Below are 25741 nucleotides of genomic sequence, written 5' to 3'. Positions count from 1 at the left end.
CGCCGCTCACGATCCGCTTTTCCATGATCTCATCCTCGTCGCACACGATGGTGCCCTGGCCCGGCGCGTCCCCGGGCTCCACGAAACTCGACAGCACCCGCAAAGGCACGTTCTGCGCCATGGCGAGCTCGACCGACCGGGTCTGCAGCACCTTGGCGCCGAGCGAGGCCATCTCCAGCATCTCCTCGTAGGAGATCTTGGCCAGGCGCCGGGCCTTGGACTCGATCCGGGGATCGGTGGTGTAGACGCCGTCGACGTCGGTGTAGATATCGCAGCGCACGGCTTTCAGCGCCGCGGCGATGGCCACCGCGCTGGTGTCCGAGCCGCCGCGGCCCAGCGTGGCGATGCGCCCGTCGCGGGTCACGCCCTGGAAGCCCGCGATCACCGCGACCTCGCCTAAGTCCATGGCGGCGGCCAGCTTCTCCGGGGGCACCTCGTCGATGCGGGCGCGGCCGTGGGCGTCGTCGGCGATGATCGGGATCTGCCAGCCGAGCCAGGAGCGGGCGGGGACGCCCATGTTGCGGAGCGTCATGGCCAGCAGGCCTGCGGTGACCTGCTCGCCGGAGGCCACCACCACGTCATATTCGTCGTCGGAGGGCGCGAGCCCCTGTGCGGCCGCGCCCGAACCGTCGGTCCAGGCGACCAGCTCGTTGGTCTTGCCGGCCATGGCGGAGACGACCACGGCCACGCGGTGACCCGCCTCGACCTCGGCGTTCACCAGCCGGGCCACGCGGCGGATGCGCTCCAGGTCGGCCACCGACGTGCCCCCAAACTTCATGACAAGGCGGGACGTCACGCGAACGCCCCCGACCTGGACCGGTGCTTTGGGTCGGCCACCGACGTGCCGCCGAATTTCATCACCAGCCGGGACACCCGCGCCGAACCCCCACAAACAAGAGGGCGCGTTCTAGCGACGACGATCGGATGTCGCAATGCAGTGATCCTCCTCCCCTTGTGGGAGGAGGTGTCAGCCGAAGGCTGACGGAGGTGGGGTCGAAGGTCCTATCCGCTCCGCCAGCTGCAGCATCGAGCGGAGTCACCGAGGTCTGAGAAACCCCACCTCCGACCCCTTCGGGGCCACCTCCTCCCACAAGGGGAGGAGGGCGCTCTTGCGGCCCCGCTTCGCTTCGGCCTGAATGATGGCTAGATAGTGAGCAATGACTATTCATTCCTCCATCGATCCTGCCGAGGTCGAGCGGTTCTCGCGGATCGCCGCCGAGTGGTGGGACCCGAAGGGCAAGTTCGCGCCCCTGCACAGGTTCAACCCGACCCGGCTGGCCTTCATCCGCGACCAGGCGCTGCACCGGTTCAGCCGGGACCCGAAGGCGCGCCGGCCGTTCGAGGGCCTGCGGCTGCTGGACATCGGCTGCGGCGGGGGCCTCCTCAGCGAGCCCATGACCCGGCTGGGGTTCCGGGTGGTGGGCGTCGACGCCTCGGCGCGGAACATCGGCACGGCGGGCGCGCATGCCGCCGAGCAGGGGCTCGCCATCGACTACCGCTGCTCGACCGCCGAGGCGCTGCTGGAGGCCGGAGAGCCGGCCTTCGACGTGATCCTCAACATGGAGGTGATCGAGCACGTGGCCGATCCGGGGGCCTTCCTGCGCGATTGCGCGCGGCTGCTGGCGCCTGGCGGGCTGATGATCGTGGCGACCCTGAACCGGACGCTGAAGGCCTTCGCGCTGGCCAAGGTGGGGGCGGAATATGTGCTGCGCTGGCTGCCGGCCGGCACCCACGACTGGTCGAAGTTCCTGAAGCCCGAGGAGCTGCGTGGCTTTCTGGCGGGGGAGCCGCTGGCGGTTGACGGACCCTACGGGGTGGTGTTCGACCCCTTGAGCGGCCGCTGGTCCCAAAGCCACGACGCGGATGTGAACTACATGATGACGGTCGCCCGCGACGCGGCCTAAGCACCGGCTTTCTCCGGGGGGCGGAGGAAAGGAACTGGAATGCCTTCGCTACGCGTGCTGGGCCACGCCTTCCGGGCCTGGCGGCGCAATCTGCGATGGTCCAAGCACGAGCCGGAGACGCCCTATCTGGCGGACCTGCTGTCGGGCGCGCCGGTCTGCCTGCACGTGGGCGCGAGCGACGGGCGCCACTCCTACGTCATGACCCAGGTGGCGCCCAAGGCGCGCATCTACGCCTTCGAGCCCTCGGCCTTTTCCTTCGAGGTGCTGAAGCTGACCGTGGCCCTGCACGGCATCGCCGACCGGGTGACGCCGGTGCACGCGGCGGTCGGCGACAAGCCGGGCCAGATGCTGCTGGTGACCCCGCGCAAGACCTCCGGCCGCATGGGCCGGGCCTACGCCTTCGTGGCCGAGGCGGCGCCCAAGGGGAAGGTCAGGCCAGACCTCGAGGACACCGGCTCCGAGGTGCAGCCGACGCCGGTGGTGACGCTGGACGGGTTCTGCGCCGAGCGGGGGATCGACAGGGTCGACTTCATCCGCATGGACATCGAGGGCGCCGAGCTGATGGCGCTGAACGGCGCGCGCGGCATCCTCGACCGCGACCGGCCAAGCGTGCTGCTGGAGATCCATCCCGTCATGCTGGCGGCCCGGTTCGGCGGCACGGCGGAGGCGGTGCTCGAACTTTTCAGCCGCCGCGGCTACCGGATGTTCGCCCTGAACGGCGACCGGCTTGAGGAACGCTTCACGGTGGTCGAGGGCAAGCCCTGGAAGGACTATTTCTTCCTCCACCCGACCCGCGCGGCGCTGCTGCCCGACGGGGTGTTCAAGGCGCGGATGGCGGCCTGAGCGGCGGTTCAGGCAGGTCTACGCCGGCTTCACGCCGGTGATGCGCATGTCGCGCGGTTCGCGCAGCTTGTATTGGGCGGGCTCCTGCCTGAGCTCGGCAAGGCCAGCCTGGTGCATGATCGAGGCAAGGCTCCGGGGCGTGTAACCCCACCGGTGCACCATCAACGGGTCTTTCCAGCGCGGGTCGCCGTAGAGGACCCACATGCTGGTCTGGCCTTCGGGCCCCGGGCCCGTAACGTTGTCAGGATCGGCGAGCACCGCTTGGCACGCGGAGATCAGGTTGGGGCATTCGAGGATCATCTTCCCGCCGGGCTTCAGGACGCGCACCCATTCCTTGAGGATGTCGAGGACCTCCCAGCGCCAGAAATGCTCGACCACGTGGATGGCCATGATCTCGTCGGCGCTGCCATCTTCGAACGGCGTCAGCTTGTGCAGGTCGCAGATCACGTCCGGCCGCTTGCCGGCCCGGCTTTCGACGACGTCGACGTTGACGAAACCCTCCAGGATCTTGTCGCCGCATCCCAAGTTGAGCTTTATCAAACCGCGGCCCCCCGAGCGTATTGTGTTTCAAGCACCTGCGCCCATTGCCCGGCCAGGACGGCGGGGGCGTGCTGTTCCTCGATATAGCGCTGCGCCTCGGAGATCAGCTGTGGCAGGCTGCCCCGGTTCGCGAGCAGCCATCGGCACCCCTCCGAAAGCGTCGGCTGCGTGGGCGCCCAGTGGTCGAGGGCCAGATAGGCCGGCATGGGCTGTGCGACCACGGGCCGGCCCGCCCAGAGCGCCTCGATCATGCGGTTGGCGGACTTCACGCGCTTTTCGGGCGCGTCGCGGCTTGGAATGACCACTGCGTCGCACGCCGCCAGCTCCCGCCATTGCGCCTCAAGCGACCATGGCTTCGCGGACATCACGAAGCGGCCCTCATGGCGCCCGCTGACCTGGCGGCATCCGTTGTCGATCGCCTCCGTCAGATGGGTGAGGACGGTCAGGGCGACGGGCTGGCTCGCGGAATAGGCGATCAGGTCGCCGAGTCCCTCCTGCAGGCTGTCGAGATTGCTCGGGTGGCCGAACCACAGCAGCCGCAGAGGCCCGTCCGGGGCGAACGCCGCGGCGCCCCTGGGCCCTTCGTAGGGATCGGCGATGACGACGGGTTCCCCGGCGCAGTAAGCCCGGGCGACCTTGGCCATCTCCAAGGTGTTGCAGACCACCTGATCGGCCAGCGCCGCCATCCTTCGATAGTGCGGGCCGAAGGCCGGGTGCTGAAAATGGTTGTCGCACACGTCGAAGATGACCCGGACGCCGCGCGATCTCGCCCGCTCGGCCAGCGCCTCGTTGGCCGGCAGGAAGCTCTTCGAAAACACCACGACGTCCGCCCGCAACGCCTTTTCCTTCAGGTCGTCGGGGGTCTTTTCCGAGATGGCGGTCAGCTGATGGCTGTAGGGCGCCCTGTTCAGCTCACGGATCGGGCTCAAGACGCGATAGCGCAGGCTGGCGAGATCGGAGGTGATCGAGCCGTCGGCCCTGCGGATCGGCGATCCAAAGGTGATCCAGCTGACGTCCATGCCTATCGCCGGACACCGATCATGTTGACCATCAGGTAGGGCAGGTACTTCAGGAAGAGGATCTGATTGCGGTCGCCCAAGGAAACTCCTGTCCGAATGCGAAGGGATGAGCCCCGGCCCGGCGACGGCTTTTGCTCCGCCGCCAGCATGGCATAGACATTGGCGATGCCAACCCCGCAGACCGAGCTGAACGCCATGGGAGTTCTGGGGACACAATATCTAATTGTGCGACCGCGTCCGGGCGAGCGGCGGAGACGGAAATTAGGATTTGTGTCTCCCGAACTCCGGATGGCGGCCTACGAGCGGGGGCCGCTTGGCGCCAACTGCGGTCATTGGTTGCCATCCCGAAACCAGGCCTTCGCCGCGGTGCCGAACGGCCGATTTCGGAGTCGCTCACCGCGCGGCGGCGTCGTCCTACCCCGCCACGACGGCGCGAATGACATGGGGGCCGGGACCGGCATCGATCAGGATCCCGGCTGCGCCAGGGTAGCGGGCCGCGATATCCGCCAAGCCAAGATCTTCGATGCCCTCGAAACCACTATTGCGCAGCAGAGCTGACAGGTCCGTTGGGTCGAAGTGGCTCAACCAGGGTTCGCCGATGGCGGCCGCTCTCGCGGCCAGTTCCTGGATCTCAGCCCGGCGACCCGGAGGAAAGTTTTCGAGGGGCTCACTGTAGTCGAACACGACTTCCGCCCCGGGCAACGAGGCTATGAACCGCAAGGTCGCCATGATCGCTTCACGCCGCAGGTATGGAACGACGCCGAGCCAGAAAAAGAAGGTAGGGCGTTCCCATTCAATCCCTGCTGCGACAAGCGCGTCGCCCAGCGATTGTGTCTCGAAGTCGACGCCGGCGAAGACCGTCGATGCTGGCGGCGTCAACCCGACCTCGGCCAGGCGCTCCAGCTTCCATGCCTGGGTCGCCGGGTGATCGACTTCGAACACACGAAGGCCAGCCTCGGCGTAGGGATTGCGCAAGGAGAAGGTGTCGAGGCCCGCGCCTAGAACCAGGGCTTGTCGGACGCCGCGTGACACCGCCGCTTGGAGACAGTCCTCCGCGAACCGGCTTCGGGCGGCCATGAAGATCCGAGCCGGCTTTTGCGCCGCGTCCGAAGAGAGGGCCGCGACAATGGCGTCGCAGCCAGACCCCAGAATGGTGCGGGCGAGTGGATCGCTGAATACGCTGCCGTCTTCGAGTACTTGATGAGCGGCGCGATATCCCGCAGCGCCAATGGCGGTACGGCTCGGCTGGCCAATATTCATGGGTGCGATCCCTTTAATCCGCCGTCAAAATTAATACTGTTGTCTAGATCGCGGAAATTGACCAATTGCTCGAATAACTACAATACTTGTAATAGAATATCTTTTGGGTATATTAGTGGGACGCTCCCCCGATATTTCCCTACTCCGTCGTGCGCTCATCCGTGCGGAAGCTGTCCTTTGTGGATGCGCGGCGCCGCAAGGTTCGATCGGCTGGGATTACGATGACAGTGTACGAAATATCCGGCCTTGACCGGTCGCCGGCATCCCAATCAGCAGCAGGCGGCGCGGCGGCGGCCTACGACGCCGGGTCCGGTCGGAGCGCGCGCACCGCAGCTCGGAGCAGCGCGTTGGTCTCGACCTCGGCGTCGCTGTCGCTTGGCTCACGCCACGCGCTCTGGATGGCCGCGACCACCCGCTCGGCCGGATTGATGTAGATGCGCTGGCCGTAGCCGCCGAACGCCGAAAACGCGCCGGCGTGGAGACCGTCCGCAAACGGCGCGCCCGGCAGCGCCCACCACTGGTAGCCGTATCCCGCGGGGGAACCGGGCGTGAGCTGGCCGAAGGCGGTGGCCGCGCTGTCGGGCTGGCCGGCGAGATCGCGCCAGCCGGGCGGCAGGACCCGGCGGCCGTTGAACGCCGCGCCGTCCTCCATCACCAGCTGGCCGAAGCGGCCGACGTCGCGAAGGCAGGCGCTGAGGCCCAGCCCGCCCAGCTCCAGGCCGTCCTCGCACTCCAGTTGCCAGTACGCGTCGGCCTCCATGCCGGCCGGCCCCCAGATCGTCTCGGTGCAGTCGTCGGCCAGGGACCGGCCCGTGGCGGCCGCGACCACCGCGCCCAGCAGGCAGCTCTCGCCGGTCGAATAGTTGAAGACGACGCCCTGCGGCTCAGCGAGCGGCCGGGCGCACAGCAGGTTCAGGACGGCGCCTGGCCGCCGGCTCAGCACGGCCCGGACCAGGCGTCTGACGTCGGAGCGTCCGTCGGCCTGATCGTACTCGCGCCAGGCCACGCCCGAGCACATCCGCAGGACGTTGCGGATCGTGACGCCCTCATAGGCCGAGCCGCACAGCTGCGGCAGGTAGAGGTCGCAGGGATCGTCCAGGCTGCCGATCGCGCCATCGTGGAGCGCGGCGCCGGCCAGCGTCGAGGTCACCACGTTCGCAGCCCCGAAGCTCGTCCAACGGCTCTCAGGGCCGTTGCCCATGCCGTAGCGCTCCAGCGCGATCTCGCCGTCCTTCAGGATCAGGAGCCCTGCCGTGCGGCGCCGCGCCATGAAGTCGCTGAGGCTGAGGCGGACGTCGCCCACCTCGAACGTCAGGTCCGCGAGCGAACGGGCGTGTAGCGGGAGCGGCCGCACCGCGTCGCCGCGCCGGACGATGCTGTGCGGCCAGACCTGGTCATGGTTGCGGAAGGTCGCCGCCTGGTTCTCGGGTGTCGTGTTGGTGACGTCCGGAAACGCCCGCTCCGTATCGGCGCCGGTCACGCCCCCGCCTCGCGGCCTTCGTGGTCGATCGGCGCCGCGATCTTTGCATCCGTCGATGTACGCCAGGCCATGGACTGCTCCTCCCGCTGAGACGGCGCCAGATCGCTCGGAGGAGGAGGCGCTCGCAACGCAAGTTAAGTTGGCTTGCAGTGGTCTTGTCGGGCTGGCACGGTTGCGTCCTGGAAATCGCACCGTCAGCCGTTGGCGAATTCCGCTCTGGGTCGTTTGTCCTGTTGGCTCCGGCCAAAGGCCGCCGTTCGGCGCCGCGACCTCATCGCCCTGAAACTGACCCACCGAAGGTCCGCTTTGAGTCGAGGCTGTGTAAAAACTCGGGCGGCCAAATCGTCCGCGCAAAATCCTGCCTGAGAGAGCCGCGCCCGGCGCGCATGGCCGCAAGGCTCGACCGGAAAGCGGCGCCCTTAAGGTAAGGCTTTGCGCGCAATTTTGGTTGGCGCGTGTTTTTACACAGCCTCAGTCAGGTGCCGTCGCTGCCTAATGTCCGCGATGCGCCACAAGCGGTCGCTGGACTTCGACCGAAAAGGTGACGTTCGCGGAGGTATGCACGCGAGATTGCTCAGATCGCCAACATGCGGTTGTATCTGGGTTGGGTTGGGGAAATTCGTGGTTACGACAAGCCGATATCAGGAGCGCCCCGCAGCGCGGCAGATATGCGCGTGCGAGGCCGGCTGTGGCGATTGACCTCGGACCTCTCCAATTTGAAGACGAAATAGTCCTCCGCCAGTTGCGTCGAGACCTGAGAGACGACTGGTTTCCTGATCCCAGAGAGTTCGAGGATATTTTTCGAAACGATCAAATTCAGGAAGTACTGGCGCAGAATTTTAGTGGAAATGAGGGCGTTTACAGGCCGATAAAACGCCACCTACTGAACGTCCCCAAATCCAATTTTACGCTTCGATACGCCTTGGAAACTGGCGTTGCGGATCGCGCTCTCTATCAAGGTCTAGCCTCTTATCTTGTGCCCTTCTACGACCCATTGTTGCCGTGGAACGTCTTCAATCATCGGCAAGCGGAGGCAAAAGACGCAGATAAGCACCTCTTTAAGAGAGCAGTGCAGTCGTGGCAGGACTTTATTGGGGTTGTCAAAGCATCGGTAAAGACAACCCCGACCCTGCTTTCAACAGATCTCACAAACTATTTTGAGAATATAAATCTGGATGTTCTTCGACAGAATCTCAATTCTCTAATTCCGGAAATAGTCGCATCCGCAGCAGAAAAATCTCGGATTCGATCCCACTTAGCGGTCCTGTTCGATTGCCTTCGTGAATGGTGCTTCAGCGAGAATAGTGGCCTGCCTCAGAACCGCGATGCCTCGTCGTTTCTGGCAAATATATACATGCTTCCCCACCGAAGAGACCGCTCGACCTAGGCGATGCCTTGCGGCTTGCGGTTGGCATCCCGCGCGACGAGGGCGGTGATCGCCAGTGGGACGTCTGGAGGTACTTGTCTCGATACTTTCCTGATCGCCACATCGCCAATTCCTTCACGGGCATCGCCCATCCGATCTTTAACGTCATGGGCACCGTGAGCGGGCGGATTTTGGTGACGGACCCTTTTCTTCAACAGTTGAGGCGTAACTACAGAGGCCTTATTGCAGCCGACCCCAACAAGCGCCTTGCCTACCTTGACTACGCTCAATTTGAACCGGGCATCATGGCCTATCTCGCCGGGGATGCCGGATTCCTCTCGGCTTACAATGAGGGGGATGTATACGAAGCGCTGAGCGACCGCGTATTCGGTAGTGGAGCGGAGCGCTCCTTGGCGAAGCGCATGTTCCTGGCGTTCTCGTACGGAATGACCACTGAGAGAATTGCGACGCTAGTAGTCGGGAGCGATGCAAGCGACTCAAATCGCGAGGCATGCAGGCATGCTGTTCAGGCCTTTTTCGACACCTATCCCGGTCTCGCTCAGTTTAGGGCGAGGATGGAAACTCAACTTGCCGAAGATGGCTTCGTCGCGAGCGCTTTTGGCAACCGCCGTAAGCGGTCGAACGCTGGCCCATTGAGTCGCAAAGAGCAGCGTTGGGCGGTCAATCAACCGGTTCAGGCCACCGCGTCGCTGGTGTTCAAAGAGGCCCTAATCGATCTCGCGAAGCGGTTCGGAATGCAGAACATTCTCCTGCCCATGCATGACGCTGTACTCATGCAATTCGATCTTGCGGAATACGAGGAAGCGGTCGGAGAGGCTCAGACAATGATGATCGAAACGTTCCAGCGGCGGTGTCCAACGGTAATTCCACGGGTGGTCACGAGCCCTTTTTCGGGCTGATTAAATTCGACCGCACTCGAAGTACCGAATTGTCCGTGACGGGGTTGCGGTGCTCCGGAAAACGGACTTTCTGGACGTCCGCAACGAGTCAATAGCCCCCTACGTCCGATCCTGACGCACCGGCATGCTTCCCTCCCGCGCATGTCCGAGGCCATCGCCGACCGCGACGAGGAGATGCTGGCCCGTCTTGCCGAGTTCGACTTGGCGGCGGCGGAGCGGGTGCATGGGCGGCTGATGGCGGCCGAGGAGGCCTCGGAGCTCGCCGAGCTCGGTCGGACCTACCAGCGCCTCGCCCGGTCGCTGCGACAGACCCTGGCGCTGAAGGCCAAGCTGAAGCGCGAACGCGAGGCGGCGGCGAAGGACGCGCTGAAGGATGCCCCGAAGGCCGCTCCCGCTCCGCCCGGCGGCGTCGCCGTGGCGCGGCGCCTGCGCGAGCTGCGCCAGGCGGTCACGCGGGTCGTCTGGAACGAGGCCGAGCGCGAGGACGCGGCCTTCTACGAAGAGTCCCTGGACGACGTGCTCGCAGAGGAAATGCTGCGCGACAGCTTCTGCGCCGAGCCGCTCGACGACCACGTTGCGCGCATCTGCCTGGCGCTCGACCTGTCGCCGGAAGGGGCCGAACGCTGGCGCGACCTTCCCGATCCGCCGGAGGAGCCGGGGCGCGAAAGCTCGGCCTGAATGTCGGCGCCCGCGATGCGGGTCCACGAACCACACGAACCACACGAACGCGGACTCTGCGCCGGTCGCTTCGGGCTGCGGGCGCGCGCCTGTTCGTGTGGTTCGTGTGGTTCGTGGATCAAGACGACTGCGGCTTCGCCGCGGCGCAGCGTCTGTGGTTATGCTGAGCCCGAGTTCGTGAAGGGAGACCGCGCCCATGCAGGCGCTGATGATGGATCGGGCGCTGACGCTGCCCTCGATCTTGGAATATGCCGCCCGGTACCATCCGAACCGGCAGGTGGTCGACCGCACCGTCGAGGGGCCGATCCATCGCTACGGCTATGCCGAGGCGCTGGCGCGGACCAAGCGGATGGCGAGTGCGCTGATCGCCATGGGCGTGAAGCCCGGCGACCGGGTGGCGACGCTGGCCTGGTCGACGCACCGGCACTTCGAGCTCTATTTCGCGGTCACCGGCATCGGGGCCATCCTGCACACCATCAATCCGCGGCTGCACGCCGACCAGATCGTCTGGGTGGCCAACCACGCCGAGGACAGGTTCCTGTTCTTCGACATCAGCTTCGCCGGACAGGTCGCGGAGCTTGCCGAGCGGATGCCGCTGATCCGGACCCGTGTGGCGATGACCGACCGGGCTCATCTGCCTCCGGAGGCGCCCGCCGACGCGCTGATCTACGAGGAGCTGATCGAAGCCCATCCGCCTACGTTCGACTGGCCCGAGATCGACGAGAAGCAGGCCTCGGGGCTCTGCTACACCTCCGGCACCACCGGCAATCCGAAGGGGGTGCTCTATTCGCACCGCTCGACGGTGCTGCACGCCATGGCGCTGGGCCTGCCGGACGCCTTCAACTTCTCGGCGCGCGACGTGGTGATGCCCTGCGCACAGATGTACCACGCCAACGCCTGGTGCACGCCCTATGCGGCGCCGCTGGTCGGCGCGACCCTGGTGCTGCCGGGCCGGGCGCTGGACGGCGCCAGCATCGCCGAGCTGATCGAGGCCGAGGGCGTCACCTTCCTGCTGGGCGTGCCGACCATCTGGGTGGGGGTGGCCGACCACCTGGACCAGACCGGCGGGCGGCTGACCTCGGTCAAGACCATCGCCGTCGGCGGCTCGGCGCCCACCGCGGCGCTGGTGAGCCGCATCGAGGACCGGCTGGGCGGCCAGGTGCGGCAGATCTGGGGGATGACCGAGACCAGCCCGCTGGGCGTCATCAACACGCCGCTGCCGGAGCACGCCGGCGAGGACGCGGCGGCGACCCTGCAGCGGAAATTGAAGCAGGGGCGGGGGCTCTGGGGCGTGGACCTGCGGATCGTCGGCGAGGACGGGGCGGACCTGCCGCGCGACGGCAAGAGCGCGGGCCGGCTGCAGGTGCGGGGCCCCTGGGTCTCCTCGGCCTATTTCAAGCACGAGGGCGCTGAGGCGTTCACCGGCGACGGCTGGTTCGACACCGGCGACATCGCCACCCTCGATGCGCAAGGCTATCTGCGCCTCACCGACCGGGCCAAGGACGTGATCAAGTCGGGCGGGGAGTGGATCTCGACGCTGGACCTGGAGGACGCGGTCTGCTCGCACCCGGCGGTCGCCATGGCCGCGGCGGTGGGCGTGCCGCATCCGAAATGGGACGAGCGGCCGCTGCTGCTGGTGACGCTGCGCCCCGGCCAGACGGCGGATCCGGAAGAGCTGAAGGCGCATGTGGCGGCCAGGGTCGCCAAGTGGTGGACGCCGGACGAGGTCAGGATCGTCGAGGCCCTGCCGATCGGGCCCACCGGCAAGGTGCTGAAACGCGAATTGCGTGACACGTTGAACACGCCTTCGAAAGAACCTGCCGCCTAGACTGGAGCCGACCGAACCAAGCCTTGAATCCCGCGTTTGCGAACTCAGGTATGGACTTCGGTCCGTGGAGGCTGGGTACGTGGCGCGCAAACGGCCAAAGGGCTTGCTGGCGATGGGCTGGGCCTCGTTCGAGAGCGCCGTCCGCGGCCGCACTGAACACGCCCCGACCTCGGCGGACTATCCCGACGACCAGGTGCGGCGGACAAGCTTTGTGGCCGGGGGCGGACACGGCTGGCGGATTTCCGCGCTGGAGACGCCGCGCGCCACGCCGGCGCCGTGGAAGATCGTGGTGATCACCGGCGCGCCGTCCTGGGCGGAATACTGGGCCGAGTTCATGGCCGAGCTGCCCCAGGACCGAGAGATGATCGTGGTCGACCGGCCGGGCTATGCGGCCTCCGAACCGCTGCATCCGGTGACCGACATCCGCGTACAGGCCGAGGCGCTGGCGCCGGCCCTGCAGGCGGCGCGCGGGCAGAGGGTGATGCTGGTCGGCCAAAGCTATGGGGCGGCGATCGCCTCACTGATGGCCGACGCCAACCCGGGCAAGGTGGAGAGCCTGGTCCTGCTGTCAGGGTTCTTCGGCGAGACCGGGCCAACTTCACGCTGGCTGATCGACGTGGGCTCCAAGGCGCTGAAGCTCATCCCGCGCGACCTGCGCCATGCGGTGATCGAGGCTTCGGGCCAGCGGCCTCAGCTCGACTACGCCAAGCGCGCGCTGGCGCGGCTGACGATCCCGATCCACATGATCCACGGCGACCAGGATGACTTTGCGCCCATCGAGGTCGCCGAGCGGCTGGCCGCCGAGACGGTGACCCGCCGGCCGATCCAGTTCATGCGCACGGCCGGCGCCAACCACTTCCTGAACGACGGTCCGGCCGAACAGCTGCTGGCGGCGCTGGAGGCCTGCATCCCGGCCCGCGCGCGCTGGACCTTCCGCTGGCCGAAGCTCTCGGACTTCGACCTGTCCAAGGCGCTGGGCCTCGGCGCTTCACGGCAGGCTCCGGCGGCTAGCGGCTGAACACCCCCACCGCCAGGGCGAAGCCCAGCACCACCAGCCAGGGCGGCAGCCTGGCGACGGCCAGGAAGACGAAAGCGCCGGCCGCCAGCGCCCAGTCGCTTGGCCGGTGGATGGCGGTGGTCAGCACCGGGTCCCAGAGCGCCGCGGCGAGCAGGCCGACAACCACCGCATTGACCCCCGCCAGCGCCGCGCGGGCGCCGGCCTGGCCCTTCAGCCGGTCCCAGAACGGCAGGACGCCGAGCACCAGCAACAGGCCCGGCAGGAAGATCGCCACGAGCGCCACCAGGCCGCCGCGCCAGCCGCCGGGCGCCACCTGCTGCGCCGCGCCGACGAAGCCCGCGAAGCTGAACAGCGGGCCGGGCAGGGCCTGCACCAGGCCGTAGCCGCCCAGGAAGGTGTCCTGGTCGAGCCAGCCGCGGCCGACGATCTCGCTCTGCAGCAGCGGCAGCACCACGTGGCCGCCGCCGAACACCAGGGCGCCGGCGCGGTAGAAGACGCTGGCGAGGCCGAGCGTCGGGTCGTCCAGGTAGCTGGCCAGGAACGGCAGCAGCGCCAGCAGCAGCGCAAAGGCGGCCAGCGCCGCGATGGACACCGGGACGGGGACCTGGTGCGTGGCCGGGTCGTCGGGCGGGGCGGCCGCGGGCTCGCGCAGGAACGCCAGGCCGAAGACGCCGCCGGCCGCCAGCGCCATGATCTGGGCGACCGGACCGTGGGCGACCAAGAGCCCGGCGGCCGCGCCGATCGCGATCCCGGTGCGGATCGGGCCCACCGCCAGCGCGCGGGCCATGGCGACCACCGCCTGCAGCACCACCGCGGCGACGGCGATCTGCAGGCCGTGCAGGAAGCCCTTGCCCAAGGCTGCGGTCAGGTAGGGCGCGGCGTAGGCCAGCCCGATCATCGCCGCGCCCGCCGGCAGGGTGAAGCCGAGCCAGGCGGCGAGCATGCCCAGGTAGCCCGCGCGGCGCAGGCCGATGGCCATGCCGAGCTGGCTGGACGCCGGGCCCGGCAGGAACTGGGCGAGCGCCAGCAGGTCGGCGAAGGCCGCCTCGCTGAGCCAGGCGCGGCGCTCCACGAACTCGCGGCGGAAATAGGAGAGGTGCGCCACCGGTCCGCCGAACGCGGTCAGGCCTTGCGTCAGGAAGGCCTGGAACACCTCCCAGGTCCGACTTGACCAGGTCCGATGTGGCCAGGCCCTGGGTGGCGGCGGCGTCTCGTCCATCGGTCCTGTCATGCGGCGAAGGCGCCAGGCTTGTCGACCCCTTGGGAAGAAGACCGGGCTTTTTGGGCGGCCTTCGGGCCGGCTTAGGACGGCCGGGCGGCAAAACCCCTTGGCCGGTCCAGCTGATCGGCGATAAGGCTTCTTCCCGAAGGCTCCCGGATAGTGGGTCAAGAGCAGGGAAAACGCGATGAAGGCCGCCGTGCTACGCGAAGTGGGCAAGCCGCTTCAGATCGAGCAAGTCCAGATCAACAAGCCCGGGCCGCACGAGGTGCTGATCCGCACCGCCGCCGCCGGCCTCTGCCACTCCGACCTGCACTTCATGCAAGGGTCCTATCCGCACCCGCTGCCGGCCGTCCTCGGCCACGAGAGCGCCGGCGTCGTCGAGCAGGTGGGCTCGGAGGTTCGCACCGTGAAGCCGGGCGACCACGTGATCACCTGCCTCTCGGCCTTCTGTGGCCACTGCGAGTTCTGCCTGACCGGCCACATGAGCCTGTGCGTCTCGCCGGAGACCAAGCGCCGCCAGGACGAGGAGCCCCGGCTGTCCTCGGCAAGCGGCCCGATGCTGCAGTACCTGAACCTGTCGTCCTTCGCCGAGCAGATGCTGATCCACGAGCACGCCTGCGTGGCGATCCGCCCGGACATGCCGCTGGACCGCGCCGCCCTGATCGGCTGTTCGGTGACCACCGGCGTGGGGGCGGCGATCCACACCTCCAACGTGCGGCCCGGCGAGACGGTGGCGGTGATCGGCTGCGGGGGCGTCGGCCTCTCGGCGATCAACGGCGCGGCGATCGCCGGCGCAAGCCGCATCTTCGCCATCGACACGGTGCCCTCCAAGGGCAACCTGGCCATGGAGTTCGGCGCCACCGATTTCATCAACGCCGGCGAGGTGGACGCGGTGAAGGAAGTGATCGAGGCGACCAAGGGCGGGGTGCACCACGCCTTCGAAGCCATCGGCCTGGCCAAGACCGCCGAGCAGGCGTTCAACATGCTGCGCCGCGGCGGCACCGCCAACATCATCGGGATGATCCCGGTGGGCCAGATGGTCTCCATCATGGGCGCGGCCTTCCTGGGCGAGAAGAAGCTGCAGGGCTCGCTGATGGGCTCCAACCGCTTCCCGGTGGACATGCCGCGGTTCGTGGACTTCTACATGTCGGGCAAGCTGAAGCTCGACCAGATGATCTCCCAGCGCATCAAGCTGGAGCAGGTCAACGAAGGCTTCGAGGACATGAAGCGCGGGGAGCTGGCGCGCTCGGTCGTGGTGTTCGACGCCTAGGGCTTCGGCGTCATCACCAGCCACGGCGTGGGCTGCATCCGCCATTCCCAGACGGCCAGCAACTGGTCGAGGTGCGGCAGCTCCTGGAGCCAGGGCGGCATGTCGAAGGTCTTCGGCTGCTGGTCGACGCGGACGATGTCGTGGGTCGGGGCGAACCGCTCGACCAGGGTGGCGTACGCGCCGGGCCGAAAAAGGTCGTGGGTCTCGACGACGACGTTCATGCCGGCAAGCGCCGGACTTAGCGCCGGCTGCAGGATATCGACCTCGGCGCCCTCGGCGTCGACCATCACCAGCACCCGGCGCCCGGCGAAGGCCTGGAACCCGTCCGGGGCGAACTCGCCGCCGACGATCACCCGTTCCGAGACGCCGTTCTTGCCGGCGAGCTCGGCGCAGGCGGCGCGGGCCGCGGGATCGATGTCGTAGGCATAGACCGCGGCGCCCGGCATCATCCGCGCCAGGCCCACGGCGTAGTAGCCCTCGGCGCAGCCCACATCGACGACACAGTCCAGGCCCGCCTCGGCGAAGCCCTGCAGATGGGGGTGGAGCTCGGACTCATAGGTCCCGAGCAGGCGCGGGACCAGCGCGCCCTCGGTGGCGGCGGAGACGTACTCCATGCCGGCAAAGGGCCCGCCCAGGATGCGCGCGCCGTGCTGGGCGATGTAGGTGTTGGCCAACAGGTGGGACCGCCAGCGGCTGAGCAGGCGCAGGAGGTCGTTGAGCTCCGCGATACTGGGCGGATCCGAAAAGCCGCTGGCGCGCTTCTGGGCCAGCTTGGCGATGTGGGTCGTCAGGGCCGAGGCCATCGGGTGGGTCCTTCGCCGTCCGCGGCGCCGCGCCCCTTATTGGCGAGGCGCGCGGCTGCGGCAAGGCTCAGCGGCGCAGACTCACCGGATGGACGTCGGCCACGGCCAGCGCCCTGGTCTTGCCGTCCAGCAGGGCGTCGATGCGCGCCTTCTGGTCCCTGAAGCGGGCCAGTTCGCCCCCGGCCAGCACCGTGCCCTGCGGCACCTTGGCGCCGATCGGGTTCACCCGCTGGCCGTTCTTCCAGACCTCGTAGTGCAGGTGCGGGCCGGTCGCGAGGCCGGTCGCGCCGACATAGGCCACTACCTGGCCCTGGCGCACGTGGACGCCGGGATGGATGCCCTTGGCGTAACGGGAGATGTGGCCGTAGCCGGTGTCCCAGCCGGCGCTGTGGCGGATGCGCAGCCAGTTGCCGTAGCCGCCCCAGGGACTGGCCTGCAGCACCACGCCGTCGCCGGCCGCCAGGATCGGGGTGCCGGTCCCGGCGCCGAAGTCGATCCCCTGGTGGGCGCGCGTGTAGCCGAGCACCGGGTGCTTGCGCATGCCGAACAGCGAGGTGATGTGCGCCCCGTCGACCGGGGTGCGCAGCAGGAAGCCTTTGATGTTCTTGCCGAACTCGTCGAAGTACTCGACGTCGCCGCCGCGCTGGAAGCGGTAGAACTTCACGCCGTGCAACTCGGCGTACTGCAGGGCGCCGGCCTCCACCGTGCGGCCGGACTCGGTGACCTTGCGGTCGAAGACCAGCTTGAAGGCGTCCCCCGGCTGGATGTCGCGCTGGAAGTCGAGCTTGTGGGCGAACAGCTTGACCACCTCGGCGGTGATCGCAGGCGTGGCGCCGATGTTCTCCGCGCTTTCGTAGAGCGAACCCTCGATCGAGCCGTCGGCGACGGCGGTCTCGTCGCGAATCTTCTCGTCCAGCTGGCGCAGCCGAAGCGCGCCGTCGAAGCTGCGCGACAGGGTGATGGCGCTGGCGGGCCCGGTGCGCAGCGACAGGCCGATCAGCCGGGCCTCGCCCCCCTGAACCGAAGAGGGGGCGGAACGCGGCTTGGCGATGGCCGCGTCGATCAGCATGCCGGCCTTGATGTGGACGGTGTCCATCGCCTTGGCGAGCATCTCCACGGCCAGGTGGGCCTCGGCGGGGGCGACGCCGGCGCGCTGGACGGCGCCCTCCAGGGTCTCGCCGCGCTGCAGCTTGACGGGCACGCTTTGCGGCGGGGCGAAGCCGGGCCGGGCCTCGGCCTGGGTGAAGGCGGTGTGCTGCAGGGCGGCGATGGCGGCCGGGTCGAGCGGCGCGGGCGCCTTGGGGGCGAACAGGTGGGCCGCGAACGTCCAGCCGAGGCTAAGCGCCAGCACGCCGACGGCGCCAGCCGCCGCGCCGGGCCCGAAACGGCCGCAGGCGGCTTTCAGGTCGATCTTCTGCATCATCCCCCCAGGCTAGAGCGAGTCTGGTTAAGGCTCCGGCGCCGCGAAGCCAAGTTTTCCGCTCGCGACGAGGAGCGGTGGGGTCGGCGCCGAAAAGAAGGCGGGGGCCTCGGGGCTGCCCGAGCAGGACGTTTTGCCGCGCGTTTAGAGCGCCGTCTCGATTGGATCGAAACGGCGCCCTAGAATCTTTGCTTGGTCGCTCTTCCTGATCGGCTGACTTGTCCGAGTCAGCCGGGAAACGCTCAAAGCAGGGTCAGGACGAGCTCGGCGGGGCGGCAGAGCTCAGCGCCCTTCGGCGTCACCACGATTGGGCGCTCCACCAGGACCGGATCAAGGATCATCGCCGCGATCAGCGCCTCGTCGGAGGCCGCAGGATCGGTGAGGCCGAGCTCGTGCGCCTGCGTGCCCCGCACCCGCAGGATGTCATGCGCCGACCGGCCGAGGCTCTTCAGCAAGTCCTGCAGCTGGCCCTTGGTCCAGCCCGCCTTGAGGTACTCGACGACCGTGGGCTCGATCCCCTTGTCGCGCAGCAGGGCAAGCGTGTTGCGCGAGGTTCCGCAACCGGGGTTGTGGTAGATGGTGACGTCGCTCATGGGCGGCGGCTTAGCGAAACATCGCGCAATCTCCAAGCGACGCCCTGGCTGGGGAGGCAACCGGAAGACCTCTCGTTAAGCCGCCTTCGCTTGCAGCACCTGGACGTCGGCGTCGGCCGAGGTCCGGACCTCCGTTTCCAAATGGTCGACGAAATAGCTGACCGACGTCTCGAGGGCCCGCGCCAGGACGACGAGCTTGGGCACCGATATGCTGCAGAGCCCGGCTTCATACTTGTGGACCTGCTGGAAACTCACCGCGCAGGTGGCGGCGAGCTCGCGCTGGGTCATTGATAGAAGCCGCCGGCGCTGGCGCAAACGCCGCCCGACCGCCCGAAGGATTGCTTGCTCGTCCATGATCCTGTGCCTCGGCTGGAAACAACTGGGAGTTTCAGATTCAGCCAAGGCCCCGTCGCGCGATGTGACGTGCGTCACATCGCGAGCAAAAAAAGTTCTCGTCAGCGGCGAATCCGCCCGCGGACCGGCGCCGCGGGCCTCACCACGCCAGGCGACGGGTTCCGGTCAGGAAGGTCGAGTCCGACAGGTCGAAGGCCATCACGTCGGGAGGCCGCTTCGGAAGCGGGATCGCGCCGGGTGGCCAGCGCTCCACGACGGCCTGATAGTCCACCTGCAGCTTGCCCGGTCCGCCGGGCCGGATGATCACGTCGAACCCGGGCTGGGCCGCGGCCCAGGTTAAGCGCGTTTCGCCGCCGGGCTTCATGGGCAGGCGCACGGGTACGCCCCCGAAGGCCGTGACGGTGGCGGCGGTGTCAGGCCGAAGCTTGAGGTCCACGACCCTGGCCCCCGGCGGCGGCGTGACGTGCAGCTTCAGCTGGCCGTCGGCCTGCTTCGAAAACGCCAGATCAGGTCCCGGCATGTCGAGGAACGGAGCGGGCGCGGCGTCCGCGGGCCGGCCCCGCATCGCGGTCGTGAGCTTGCCGATCTTGCCGCCGTCGGCCCTCAACACCGCGTCGGACCAGGCCGGTCGCTCGGGCGTGGTGCTGATCCGCCAGGCTTTGCGCGCGTCCTGATCTATCAGGTAGGCCACCAGGGAGGCCTGCGGGTGGCGCGCGTCGTAGGGGTGGCTGAAGCGCACGGCCGCGGTCACGGCGAGGCCGGCCACGATCAGCGCCGGGCCCAGGAGCCGCGCTGGCGGCGCCCCCTCCTCGGTCTGGGCGAGCGGCCAGACGACCAGCGCGGCCATGATCACCGGCAGGACCAGGAGCTCGGGCAGGTCGAGGCTGAGGAAGGAGAGGTGGGCGAAGGAGGCCGCGAGGCTCAGGCCCACGGCGGCGAACAGGGCCAGGACGAGGATCGCGCCCGTTCCGCGCCGGGCGGAGGCGGCCGTGGCTGCGGCGGCGAGCGCCGCCCAGGCCAGGGGCCAGGCGACGACGAAGGCCGCCGGCGGGGCCAAGGCCTGCGCGACGCAGCCCAGGATCAGGCCGAGCAACAGCACCCCGGCCCATCCGCCCGGCCGGCTGACCGGGCGTCCGTAGGCGGCCAGCGCGAGCAGTGCGCCGATCACGCCTTCAGCCAGCGCGACCTTGTCCAGCCCGCCGAAGGCGCAGCTCGCCAGGCCGGCCGCCAGCGGCAGCAGCGCCACCTTGCGCCGTCCGCGGGCCAGTTCGGCGGCCGAGAGCAGCAGGACGCCGAGGCCCAGGAGGAAGAGGGCGGCCTCCCATCGCGGGGCCTGGGCGAGCAGGACGCGCTGTTCCAGGAAGCCTGTGGCGGCGCCGGTGGCCTTGCGGGCCAGGTGCACGACGGCGGCGCTGGTGGCCATGGCGAACAGAGCGGCTCCGGCGCCGCGCGCGAGGTCGAGCCAGGGGAAGGCCTCCTGCCGGCGGGCGCGCCCCACGGCCCAGGCGATGAGCCCAGCTGCCACCGCCAGGATCAGCCAGCCGACCATAGGCGGATAGGCCAGCATCAGCCCGCCCGGCGTCTGGCTGTAGACCAGGTCCGGCGTGCGCGCCGGCAAGGCCGGAGAGAAGGCTGCCGCCGCGGCGGTCGGCAGCACCTGGTCGCCCATGTCCTGCAGGGTCCCGGGGTCCTGCGTCGCTGGAATCGAGGAGGGCGAGTGGTAGTCGAACTGGCGGCCGATGAAGGCGTAGTTCAGGCCCGCGGCGCCGGCCCGCCTGGCCACCGTCAAGTCGGTGTCGTTGGGCATGCGCTTGTAGATGAAGCCGGTCAGAGAGGACGCGACCGGCCGTCGGGCCGTCCCCGCCATCAGCCGGACCGCGCCGCCGTTGTCGTCGGCGGTCTCGAACATCTGCACCCGGCCCGCCGAGCCGCGCGCCTCCATGTTAAAGACGAAGCCGACGTGCTTGGCCATCGGGTCGCGCCGGAAGAAGGCGTCGGCGCCGAGCAGCCCGGCCTCCTCGCCGTCGGTGATCAGCACCACCACGTCGCGGGCCGGGACGCCGCGCGCCTTGATCGCGCGGACGACCTCGAGCGCCGAGGCGACGCCGGCGGCGTCGTCCGAGGCGCCGGTCGAACCCGGCACGCTGTCGTAGTGCGCCATCAGGGCCACCGCGGGCAGGTTGCGGTCGCGCCCGGGCAGCACGCCCACGATGTTCTCGACAAAGCCGCCCAGCAGTCGGTTCGCGGACCCCTTCGGTAGTTCGACGCCGGCGCCGGGGCGGACCTGCGGATCGAGGCCGAGCACCGTCATCCGGTCGACCAGGTAGTCGCGGGCGGCGTGGTTGGCGGCCGAGCCGACCGGGTGGGGGACCGGAGCCATGCCCGCGATATCGGCCATCGCGCGGTCGGCGGAGAAGGCCGTGGCCGGAGCGTTGGCGGGTGCGGGGGCAGGGGCGCCCTCGCCGGCCCAGGCGATCAACCCGGCTGCGATCAGGGCGCCGATCAGCGCAAGCAGTCGTCCCACGGGCATCCCCTCCGGCGTTGGGTCGGACCCTAGCGTGTTCCTCCCACGTCGCGAAGACGACGGGGGAGGGGGACCGCTCGCCGCAGCGCGAGTGGTGGAGGGGGCGAGCCATCGCGCCGAGCTTGCGGCTTGCCCCTTCCACCATCGGCTCTTCGGCCGATGGTCCCCCTTCCCCGTGAACGGGGAAGGAAAGAAACGAAAACGCCCGCCGGTGAGGGCGGGCGTCTCGTCTCCTCGGTACTAATCCGGGGTCGTCAGGCGGCCACCGAGGCCACCGCCTCCTGGGGGTCGCGTAGCACATAGCCGCGGCCCCAGACGGTCTCGATGTGGTGCTTGCCCTCGGCGGCGGCGGCCAGCTTCTTGCGCAGCTTGCAGATGAAGACGTCGATGATCTTCAGCTCCGGCTCGTCCATGCCGCCGTAGAGGTGGTTGAGGAACATTTCCTTGGTGAGCGTGGTGCCTTTGCGCAGCGAGAGCAGCTCCAGCATCTGGTATTCCTTGCCCGTCAGGTGGACGCGCAGGCCGTTCACCTCGACCGTCTTGGCGTCAAGGTTGACGAGGATGTCGCCGGTCTTGATCACCGATTGGGCGTGACCCTTGGAGCGGCGGACCACCGCGTGGATGCGGGCCACCAGTTCGTCCTTGTGGAACGGCTTGGTCATGTAGTCGTCGGCGCCGCCCGAGAAGGTCTTCACCTTGGTGTCGATCTCGGCCGAGCCCGACAGGATCATGATTGGGGTGTTGATCTTGCCGACCCGCAGCGTGCGCAGCACGTCCATGCCGCTCATGTCGGGCAGGTTCAGGTCGAGCAGGATCAGATCGTAATCATAAATCTTACCCAGATCGACGCCTTCCTCGCCCAGATCGGTCGTGTAGACGTTAAACCCCTCCGACTTCAGCATCAGCTCGATGCTTTGGGCGGTGGCGCTGTCGTCCTCGATCAACAGTACCCGCATCCGTCTCTCCTACCGCGTGCCCGCGTGCCCCGCGAATTCAGTGAATCCGCGCTGGACCCCGCCGTTAACCTGCCGCCGAGTTAATTTAAGACTGGTTAATTGGAAGTGTCCGTCCGAACCGAATCGTTAATCTGATGCGGATTCCGCTTCAAGCGTCGCTGACCGGTCCGGGACTCGCAGGGCAGTTGAATCTTTCGTGATTGGACAAGCCGGGCGAACCGCGGGCGGCGGAACGGGCCTTGGCGTCGCCCGTTTCTTCCACAGATTTCCGCTACGGACGTCGGGAGGATTCATGCAAGCCAGGTTCAAGCCCCTCGCGGGACAGGTGGTCGTCGTCAGCGGAGCAGGCTCCGGGATCGGCCTCGAGGCAGCGCGGCTGGCGGCCAAGGCCGGGGCCGCGGTGGTGCTGGCCGGGGCGGACGAACAGGCGGTCCGCAAGGCCTGCGAGGAGATCGGCAAGGCCGGCGGCCGGTGCCATCCGGTGGCCGGCGATCCGGCGACGGCGGAAGGCTGCGACCGCGTGGCGCGCGCGGCAGCCGCCCGGTTCGGCCGCATCGACAGCTGGATCGAGGCCGGCGGCGGGGAAGCGGCCCTCGCCAACGCCGCCCAGGCCCTGGTGCGGCAAATCGGCGCCGGCGAAGAGGCGGGCGCCCTGGTTGGGTTCGGCCGGCGGCTCGGCAAGGCCGCGCGCGCCGAGCTTCAGAAGGCCAAGGGCCGGCTCGGCGCGACGATGATCCGGCTGCCGAAGGACTGGCGCCACGACAGCCCCGTCGAGCCTGTGGCGAAGGCGGCCCTGCATGCGGTGACCAAGCCGATGGGCCGCATGGCGGTCGCTGCGCAGGGCAGGCGGCTGACAACGGTGACCGAGGTCAAGAAGCATCCGGGCGTCGTTGTAGGCGTTGGCGTCCTGGCGCTGGTCGGCGTCGCGGTCTGGTTCGGCCGTGGCAGGATCGGCCGCGTTGCCGCTAGCGCCCGGCCGAAGATCGTCCGCGCAGTGCGCCCGGCAGTCGTGGGGGCCGTGAGGCGCCGCCCGCTGCAGGCGGCGAAGCTCGCCGCCAAGTATCCCAGGCAGGCCCTGCAGTTGGCGAAGGCGCTGCGCTAGGCGGGCTTGCGGATCGCCCCCGCGGCCAGGGCGTCGAAGGCCTCGATCACCGCGCGCGCCGGCACGGCGTCAGGGCTGAGGATGCACTGATAGACGAACCCCATGGCGAGCGATTGCACCGCCAGGGCCAGGCTATGGGCGTCGATGGCCAGGTTTTCGCCATGCTGGGCGCGGAACTGGGCCGCCATCTCGTCGAACATGCCCGCGAAGCCTCCCGCGATGTGCTCCCGCAAGGCCGGATCGGCGGCAATGTGGACCATGAATTCGGCGTGCCAGCGTTGGGTCCCCGGTGCGTTGGGCAGCGTCTCGATCAGGCCTTCGGCGAACCAGCGCAGTTGTTCCTTCAGTGTGCCCAGCCGGCTGAAGTCGCGGTTGATGCTGAGCCCACGCGTGCTGACCATCGCCAGCAGCAGGTCAGAGCGCGACGGGAAGTTGGAATAGATCGCGCCGCGCGTCATGCCGGCGCGCCGCGCGATCTCCACGAGGCTGGCGGCCGCAAACCCCTTCTCGTCCGCGACCGCCCAGGCCGCGGTCAGCAGCGCCGCGCGGGTCCGTTCGCGCTTATCGCCCCGGCGCGGCTTTTCGTGGGAGTCCGCCATTGCGCCCTAATATGCATCCTGCATAATATACACGATGTATATTCGGGGTCGGAAGGACGCGACATGCCGGTGCTGAGGGGTCTTCTCGCGGCCTTGCCCGTGATCTTTGCGATGACGGCGCTGCTGTTGCTCCCGGCCGGGATGGTTTCCGGCGTCTGGTCGTGGCCCCGCGCCTGGTGGTTCCTGGCCACATTTGGCGTGTTGTCGCTGGCGGGATCGGTCACGCTGGCGGTCGCGCGGCCGGCCAGCTTCAAGGTGCGCCAGCAAGGCGTGATCGCTGCCAAGGAGAAACGGCAACCGTTGATCGACGCGTTGGGATCGGTGTTCTACGCCCTCTGCATCGTGGCCTGGTTGGCTTTCATCCCGGTCGACGTCTTCCGACTGCGACTGCTGCCGGCGCCGGCAGCCGCCATCTCGGCCGCCGGCGGCGCCGCGGCCATCGCCGGAGTGATCATCGCCTATGTGGCCATTGCGCAGAACCGGTTCGCCGCCCCGACCATCCACGACCAGACGCAGGACGGGCAGCGCGTGATCGACACCGGCCTCTACGCCGTTGTGCGTCATCCGTTCTATGCGGGCATGCTGCTGATCTACGCAGGCGTGGCGCTCTGGCTCGGAAGCTACGCGGCGCTGATCTGCGCGTCGGGGTTCCTTATCTTGACCCTTGCCCGGATCCTCGTTGAGGAGGCCTATCTCGGGCGGACCTTGCCCTCATACGCCGGCTACGCACGCCGGGTCCGCAGCCGGCTGATTCCGTACCTGCTGTAGATTGACCCGCGCCGGCGCGCCGGCTTGGAATCGTCCCCGAAAGACGCTGAAGCGGCCCCGATCTTCATCACCCCTTAAGCGTGGCAGCAGGATTCTGCGGCCTCGAATTCGAGGGCTGTTCTTGAAGAGTCTGGTGGCCGCGATCGAGCGGCTTGATCCCCTGACCGTGGCCGGCCGCGTGGCCGCCGTGAACGGCCTTCTGATCGAGGCCCGCGGAGGGCTGACCCGGCTGGCGGTCGGCGCGCGCGCCGAGATCGTCCGCTTCGGCGAAAAGCCGCTGTCGGCCGAGGTGGTGGGCTTCCGCGACACCCGCGCGCTGTTGATGCCGTTCGGTCCGGTCGAAGGCGTGGCGCCGGGCGCCGAGATCCGCATCGAGCCCCTGGGCTCGGCCGTGCGTCCCACCAAGGCCTGGCTCGGCCGGGTGGTCGACGCCTTCGGCAATCCCATCGACGGCAAGGGTCCCCTGCCGCAGGGCGTGGCGGCCTACGCCTTGCGCGCCGCGCCGCCGTCGGCGCATGCCCGGGCCCGGGTCGGCGAGCGGCTGGACCTGGGCGTACGCGCCATGAACGTCTTCGCCACCTGCTGCCGCGGCCAGCGGCTGGGCGTGTTCGCCGGCTCCGGCGTCGGCAAATCGGTGCTGCTCTCCATGCTGGCCAAGAACGCCGACTGCGACGCGGTGGTCGTCGGCCTGATCGGCGAGCGGGGCCGCGAGGTCCGCGAGTTCATCGAGGAGACCCTGGGCGAAGAGGGCCTCAAGCGCGCCATCGTGGTGGTCGCCACCTCCGACGAGCCGGCCCTGAAGCGCCGGCAGGCCGCCTACATGACCATGGCTATCGCCGAATACCTGCGCGACCAGGACATGGAAGTGCTGTGCCTGATGGACAGCGTCACCCGCTTCGCCATGGCCCAGCGGGAGATCGGGCTGGCCGCCGGGGAGCCGCCGACCACCAAGGGCTATACGCCCACCGTCTTCACCGAGCTGCCGAAGTTGCTGGAGCGCGCCGGCCCCGGGCCGATCCGGCCGGATGGCACGCAGGCCGGGCCGATCACCGGCATCTTCACCGTCCTGGTGGACGGCGACGACCATAACGAGCCGATCGCCGACGCGGTGCGCGGCATCCTGGACGGGCACATCGTCATGGAGCGCGCCATCGCCGAGCGCGGCCGCTTCCCCGCGATCAATATTCTGCGCTCCATCTCGCGGACCCTGCCGGGCTGCCAGACCCCGGCCGAACGCCCCATCGCCGCCGAAGCCCGCCAGACCCTCGCCGCCT

Annotated in this window: 25 protein-coding genes; 11 read left to right on the top strand and 14 right to left on the bottom strand. The window is 68.4% G+C overall.

Annotated features, from left to right (window positions below; translation table 11 throughout):
- Positions 1-778, bottom strand: a 778-nt coding sequence (locus tag JWP28_RS12960; protein WP_299543473.1) for an aspartate kinase, incomplete at its 3' end; no start/stop codon positions are given.
- Positions 779-1157: 379 nt separating this feature from the next.
- Here JWP28_RS12960 and ubiG point away from each other — a divergent pair.
- Both ubiG and JWP28_RS12950 read left to right on the top strand, forming a co-directional pair.
- Positions 1158-1904: a bifunctional 2-polyprenyl-6-hydroxyphenol methylase/3-demethylubiquinol 3-O-methyltransferase UbiG gene (gene ubiG, locus JWP28_RS12955; RefSeq protein WP_299543470.1), complete on the top strand. Its 747-nt coding sequence runs from the start codon at positions 1158-1160 to the stop codon at positions 1902-1904.
- Between the two features lie 39 nt (positions 1905-1943).
- Positions 1944-2747 (top strand): FkbM family methyltransferase, encoded by an 804-nt coding sequence (locus tag JWP28_RS12950; protein ID WP_299543469.1) that lies wholly within the window; start codon positions 1944-1946, stop codon positions 2745-2747.
- 18 nt (positions 2748-2765) lie between these two features.
- On the opposite strand, the gene JWP28_RS12945 is transcribed toward JWP28_RS12950, so the two are convergent.
- From JWP28_RS12945 to JWP28_RS12925, 5 genes are all read right to left on the bottom strand, one after another.
- Entirely contained in the window at positions 2766-3287 is a 522-nt protein-coding gene (locus tag JWP28_RS12945; RefSeq protein ID WP_299543467.1) for a methyltransferase domain-containing protein, read from the bottom strand.
- A complete protein-coding gene (locus tag JWP28_RS12940) occupies positions 3284-4306 on the bottom strand; it encodes a hypothetical protein (protein WP_299543465.1) in 1023 nt (340 codons plus the stop codon). Before JWP28_RS12940 ends, JWP28_RS12945 begins: the two co-directional genes overlap by 4 nt.
- Positions 4307-4308: 2 nt before the next feature.
- Positions 4309-4503 (bottom strand): hypothetical protein, encoded by a 195-nt coding sequence (locus tag JWP28_RS12935; RefSeq protein WP_299543463.1) that lies wholly within the window; start codon positions 4501-4503, stop codon positions 4309-4311.
- Between the two features lie 217 nt (positions 4504-4720).
- Positions 4721-5566, bottom strand: coding sequence for an SAM-dependent methyltransferase (locus JWP28_RS12930; protein WP_299543461.1), 846 nt, complete (start codon positions 5564-5566; stop codon positions 4721-4723).
- Positions 5567-5861: 295 nt separating this feature from the next.
- Positions 5862-7046, bottom strand: a complete 1185-nt coding sequence (locus JWP28_RS12925) for a serine hydrolase (protein WP_299543459.1) — start codon at positions 7044-7046, stop codon at positions 5862-5864.
- 688 nt (positions 7047-7734) lie between these two features.
- Here JWP28_RS12925 and JWP28_RS12920 point away from each other — a divergent pair.
- The 5 genes from JWP28_RS12920 to JWP28_RS12900 all read left to right on the top strand — a co-directional run bounded on the left by JWP28_RS12920 (position 7735) and on the right by JWP28_RS12900 (position 12856).
- The gene (locus JWP28_RS12920; protein ID WP_299543457.1) at positions 7735-8433 is read left to right on the top strand and encodes a hypothetical protein; all 699 of its coding nucleotides are present in this window, start codon (positions 7735-7737) and stop codon (positions 8431-8433) included.
- Positions 8434-8441: 8 nt separating this feature from the next.
- The gene (locus JWP28_RS12915; protein WP_299543455.1) at positions 8442-9332 is read left to right on the top strand and encodes a DNA polymerase; all 891 of its coding nucleotides are present in this window, start codon (positions 8442-8444) and stop codon (positions 9330-9332) included.
- Positions 9333-9473: 141 nt separating this feature from the next.
- Positions 9474-10010 carry a hypothetical protein gene (locus tag JWP28_RS12910; protein WP_299543454.1) on the top strand — a complete coding sequence of 179 codons (537 nt, stop codon included), beginning with the start codon at positions 9474-9476 and terminating at the stop codon, positions 10008-10010.
- Positions 10011-10206: 196 nt separating this feature from the next.
- Positions 10207-11838 carry a long-chain fatty acid--CoA ligase gene (locus JWP28_RS12905; protein WP_299543453.1) on the top strand — a complete coding sequence of 544 codons (1632 nt, stop codon included), beginning with the start codon at positions 10207-10209 and terminating at the stop codon, positions 11836-11838.
- Between the two features lie 79 nt (positions 11839-11917).
- Positions 11918-12856, top strand: coding sequence for an alpha/beta hydrolase (locus JWP28_RS12900; RefSeq protein WP_299543451.1), 939 nt, complete (start codon positions 11918-11920; stop codon positions 12854-12856).
- Here JWP28_RS12900 and chrA read toward each other — a convergent pair.
- Positions 12846-14075 (bottom strand): chromate efflux transporter, encoded by a 1230-nt coding sequence (chrA, locus tag JWP28_RS12895; RefSeq protein WP_299543449.1) that lies wholly within the window; start codon positions 14073-14075, stop codon positions 12846-12848. The two genes, JWP28_RS12900 and chrA, sit on opposite strands and share 11 nt — an antisense overlap.
- Positions 14076-14262: 187 nt before the next feature.
- Between chrA and JWP28_RS12890 the strand changes: the two genes are divergently transcribed.
- Positions 14263-15348, top strand: coding sequence for a Zn-dependent alcohol dehydrogenase (locus JWP28_RS12890; RefSeq protein ID WP_299543447.1), 1086 nt, complete (start codon positions 14263-14265; stop codon positions 15346-15348).
- Here the strand turns inward: JWP28_RS12890 and JWP28_RS12885 are convergent.
- From JWP28_RS12885 to ctrA, 6 genes are all read right to left on the bottom strand, one after another.
- Positions 15345-16151, bottom strand: a complete 807-nt coding sequence (locus JWP28_RS12885; protein ID WP_299543445.1) for a hypothetical protein — start codon at positions 16149-16151, stop codon at positions 15345-15347. The two genes, JWP28_RS12890 and JWP28_RS12885, sit on opposite strands and share 4 nt — an antisense overlap.
- A 67-nt stretch (positions 16152-16218) precedes the next feature.
- The gene (locus JWP28_RS12880; protein ID WP_299543472.1) at positions 16219-17571 is read right to left on the bottom strand and encodes a M23 family metallopeptidase; all 1353 of its coding nucleotides are present in this window, start codon (positions 17569-17571) and stop codon (positions 16219-16221) included.
- Between the two features lie 242 nt (positions 17572-17813).
- Positions 17814-18164, bottom strand: coding sequence for an arsenate reductase (glutaredoxin) (gene arsC, locus JWP28_RS12875; protein WP_299543444.1), 351 nt, complete (start codon positions 18162-18164; stop codon positions 17814-17816).
- 75 nt (positions 18165-18239) lie between these two features.
- The gene (locus JWP28_RS12870; RefSeq protein ID WP_299543443.1) at positions 18240-18518 is read right to left on the bottom strand and encodes a helix-turn-helix transcriptional regulator; all 279 of its coding nucleotides are present in this window, start codon (positions 18516-18518) and stop codon (positions 18240-18242) included.
- A 139-nt stretch (positions 18519-18657) separates the two neighbouring features.
- The gene (locus tag JWP28_RS12865; RefSeq protein WP_299543441.1) at positions 18658-21042 is read right to left on the bottom strand and encodes a M20/M25/M40 family metallo-hydrolase; all 2385 of its coding nucleotides are present in this window, start codon (positions 21040-21042) and stop codon (positions 18658-18660) included.
- 254 nt (positions 21043-21296) lie between these two features.
- Positions 21297-21998 (bottom strand): response regulator transcription factor CtrA, encoded by a 702-nt coding sequence (gene ctrA, locus JWP28_RS12860; RefSeq protein ID WP_299543439.1) that lies wholly within the window; start codon positions 21996-21998, stop codon positions 21297-21299.
- Positions 21999-22290: 292 nt separating this feature from the next.
- On the opposite strand from ctrA, the gene JWP28_RS12855 reads away from it, so the two are divergent.
- Entirely contained in the window at positions 22291-23100 is an 810-nt protein-coding gene (locus tag JWP28_RS12855; protein ID WP_299543437.1) for an SDR family NAD(P)-dependent oxidoreductase, read from the top strand.
- On the opposite strand, the gene JWP28_RS12850 is transcribed toward JWP28_RS12855, so the two are convergent.
- Positions 23097-23699: a TetR/AcrR family transcriptional regulator gene (locus tag JWP28_RS12850; RefSeq protein ID WP_299543436.1), complete on the bottom strand. Its 603-nt coding sequence runs from the start codon at positions 23697-23699 to the stop codon at positions 23097-23099. The two genes, JWP28_RS12855 and JWP28_RS12850, sit on opposite strands and share 4 nt — an antisense overlap.
- Positions 23700-23762: 63 nt before the next feature.
- Between JWP28_RS12850 and JWP28_RS12845 the strand changes: the two genes are divergently transcribed.
- Both JWP28_RS12845 and JWP28_RS12840 read left to right on the top strand, forming a co-directional pair.
- Positions 23763-24467, top strand: a complete 705-nt coding sequence (locus JWP28_RS12845) for an isoprenylcysteine carboxylmethyltransferase family protein (RefSeq protein ID WP_299543434.1) — start codon at positions 23763-23765, stop codon at positions 24465-24467.
- 121 nt (positions 24468-24588) lie between these two features.
- Positions 24589-25741 (top strand): FliI/YscN family ATPase (locus tag JWP28_RS12840; RefSeq protein WP_299543432.1); only part of this gene is annotated, 1153 nt, incomplete at its 3' end.

Origin of the sequence: Phenylobacterium sp. (genome assembly GCF_028290885.1) — a bacterium.
Classification (GTDB): domain Bacteria; phylum Pseudomonadota; class Alphaproteobacteria; order Caulobacterales; family Caulobacteraceae; genus Phenylobacterium.
This window is presented reverse-complemented; position numbering and strand designations above follow the sequence as displayed.

Coding starts and splice junctions, on each gene's coding strand:
- ubiG (WP_299543470.1), top strand. CDS start 1,158: ATGACTATTCATTCCTCCATCGATCCTGCCGAGGTCGAGCGGTTCTCG.
- JWP28_RS12950 (WP_299543469.1), top strand. CDS start 1,944: ATGCCTTCGCTACGCGTGCTGGGCCACGCCTTCCGGGCCTGGCGGCGC.
- JWP28_RS12940 (WP_299543465.1), bottom strand. CDS start 4,306: ATGGACGTCAGCTGGATCACCTTTGGATCGCCGATCCGCAGGGCCGAC.
- JWP28_RS12935 (WP_299543463.1), bottom strand. CDS start 4,503: ATGGCGTTCAGCTCGGTCTGCGGGGTTGGCATCGCCAATGTCTATGCC.
- JWP28_RS12930 (WP_299543461.1), bottom strand. CDS start 5,566: ATGAATATTGGCCAGCCGAGCCGTACCGCCATTGGCGCTGCGGGATAT.
- JWP28_RS12910 (WP_299543454.1), top strand. CDS start 9,474: ATGTCCGAGGCCATCGCCGACCGCGACGAGGAGATGCTGGCCCGTCTT.
- JWP28_RS12905 (WP_299543453.1), top strand. CDS start 10,207: ATGCAGGCGCTGATGATGGATCGGGCGCTGACGCTGCCCTCGATCTTG.
- chrA (WP_299543449.1), bottom strand. CDS start 14,075: ATGGACGAGACGCCGCCGCCACCCAGGGCCTGGCCACATCGGACCTGG.
- JWP28_RS12890 (WP_299543447.1), top strand. CDS start 14,263: ATGAAGGCCGCCGTGCTACGCGAAGTGGGCAAGCCGCTTCAGATCGAG.
- JWP28_RS12885 (WP_299543445.1), bottom strand. CDS start 16,151: ATGGCCTCGGCCCTGACGACCCACATCGCCAAGCTGGCCCAGAAGCGC.
- JWP28_RS12880 (WP_299543472.1), bottom strand. CDS start 17,571: ATGCAGAAGATCGACCTGAAAGCCGCCTGCGGCCGTTTCGGGCCCGGC.
- arsC (WP_299543444.1), bottom strand. CDS start 18,164: ATGAGCGACGTCACCATCTACCACAACCCCGGTTGCGGAACCTCGCGC.
- JWP28_RS12870 (WP_299543443.1), bottom strand. CDS start 18,518: ATGGACGAGCAAGCAATCCTTCGGGCGGTCGGGCGGCGTTTGCGCCAG.
- ctrA (WP_299543439.1), bottom strand. CDS start 21,998: ATGCGGGTACTGTTGATCGAGGACGACAGCGCCACCGCCCAAAGCATC.
- JWP28_RS12855 (WP_299543437.1), top strand. CDS start 22,291: ATGCAAGCCAGGTTCAAGCCCCTCGCGGGACAGGTGGTCGTCGTCAGC.
- JWP28_RS12850 (WP_299543436.1), bottom strand. CDS start 23,699: ATGGCGGACTCCCACGAAAAGCCGCGCCGGGGCGATAAGCGCGAACGG.
- JWP28_RS12845 (WP_299543434.1), top strand. CDS start 23,763: ATGCCGGTGCTGAGGGGTCTTCTCGCGGCCTTGCCCGTGATCTTTGCG.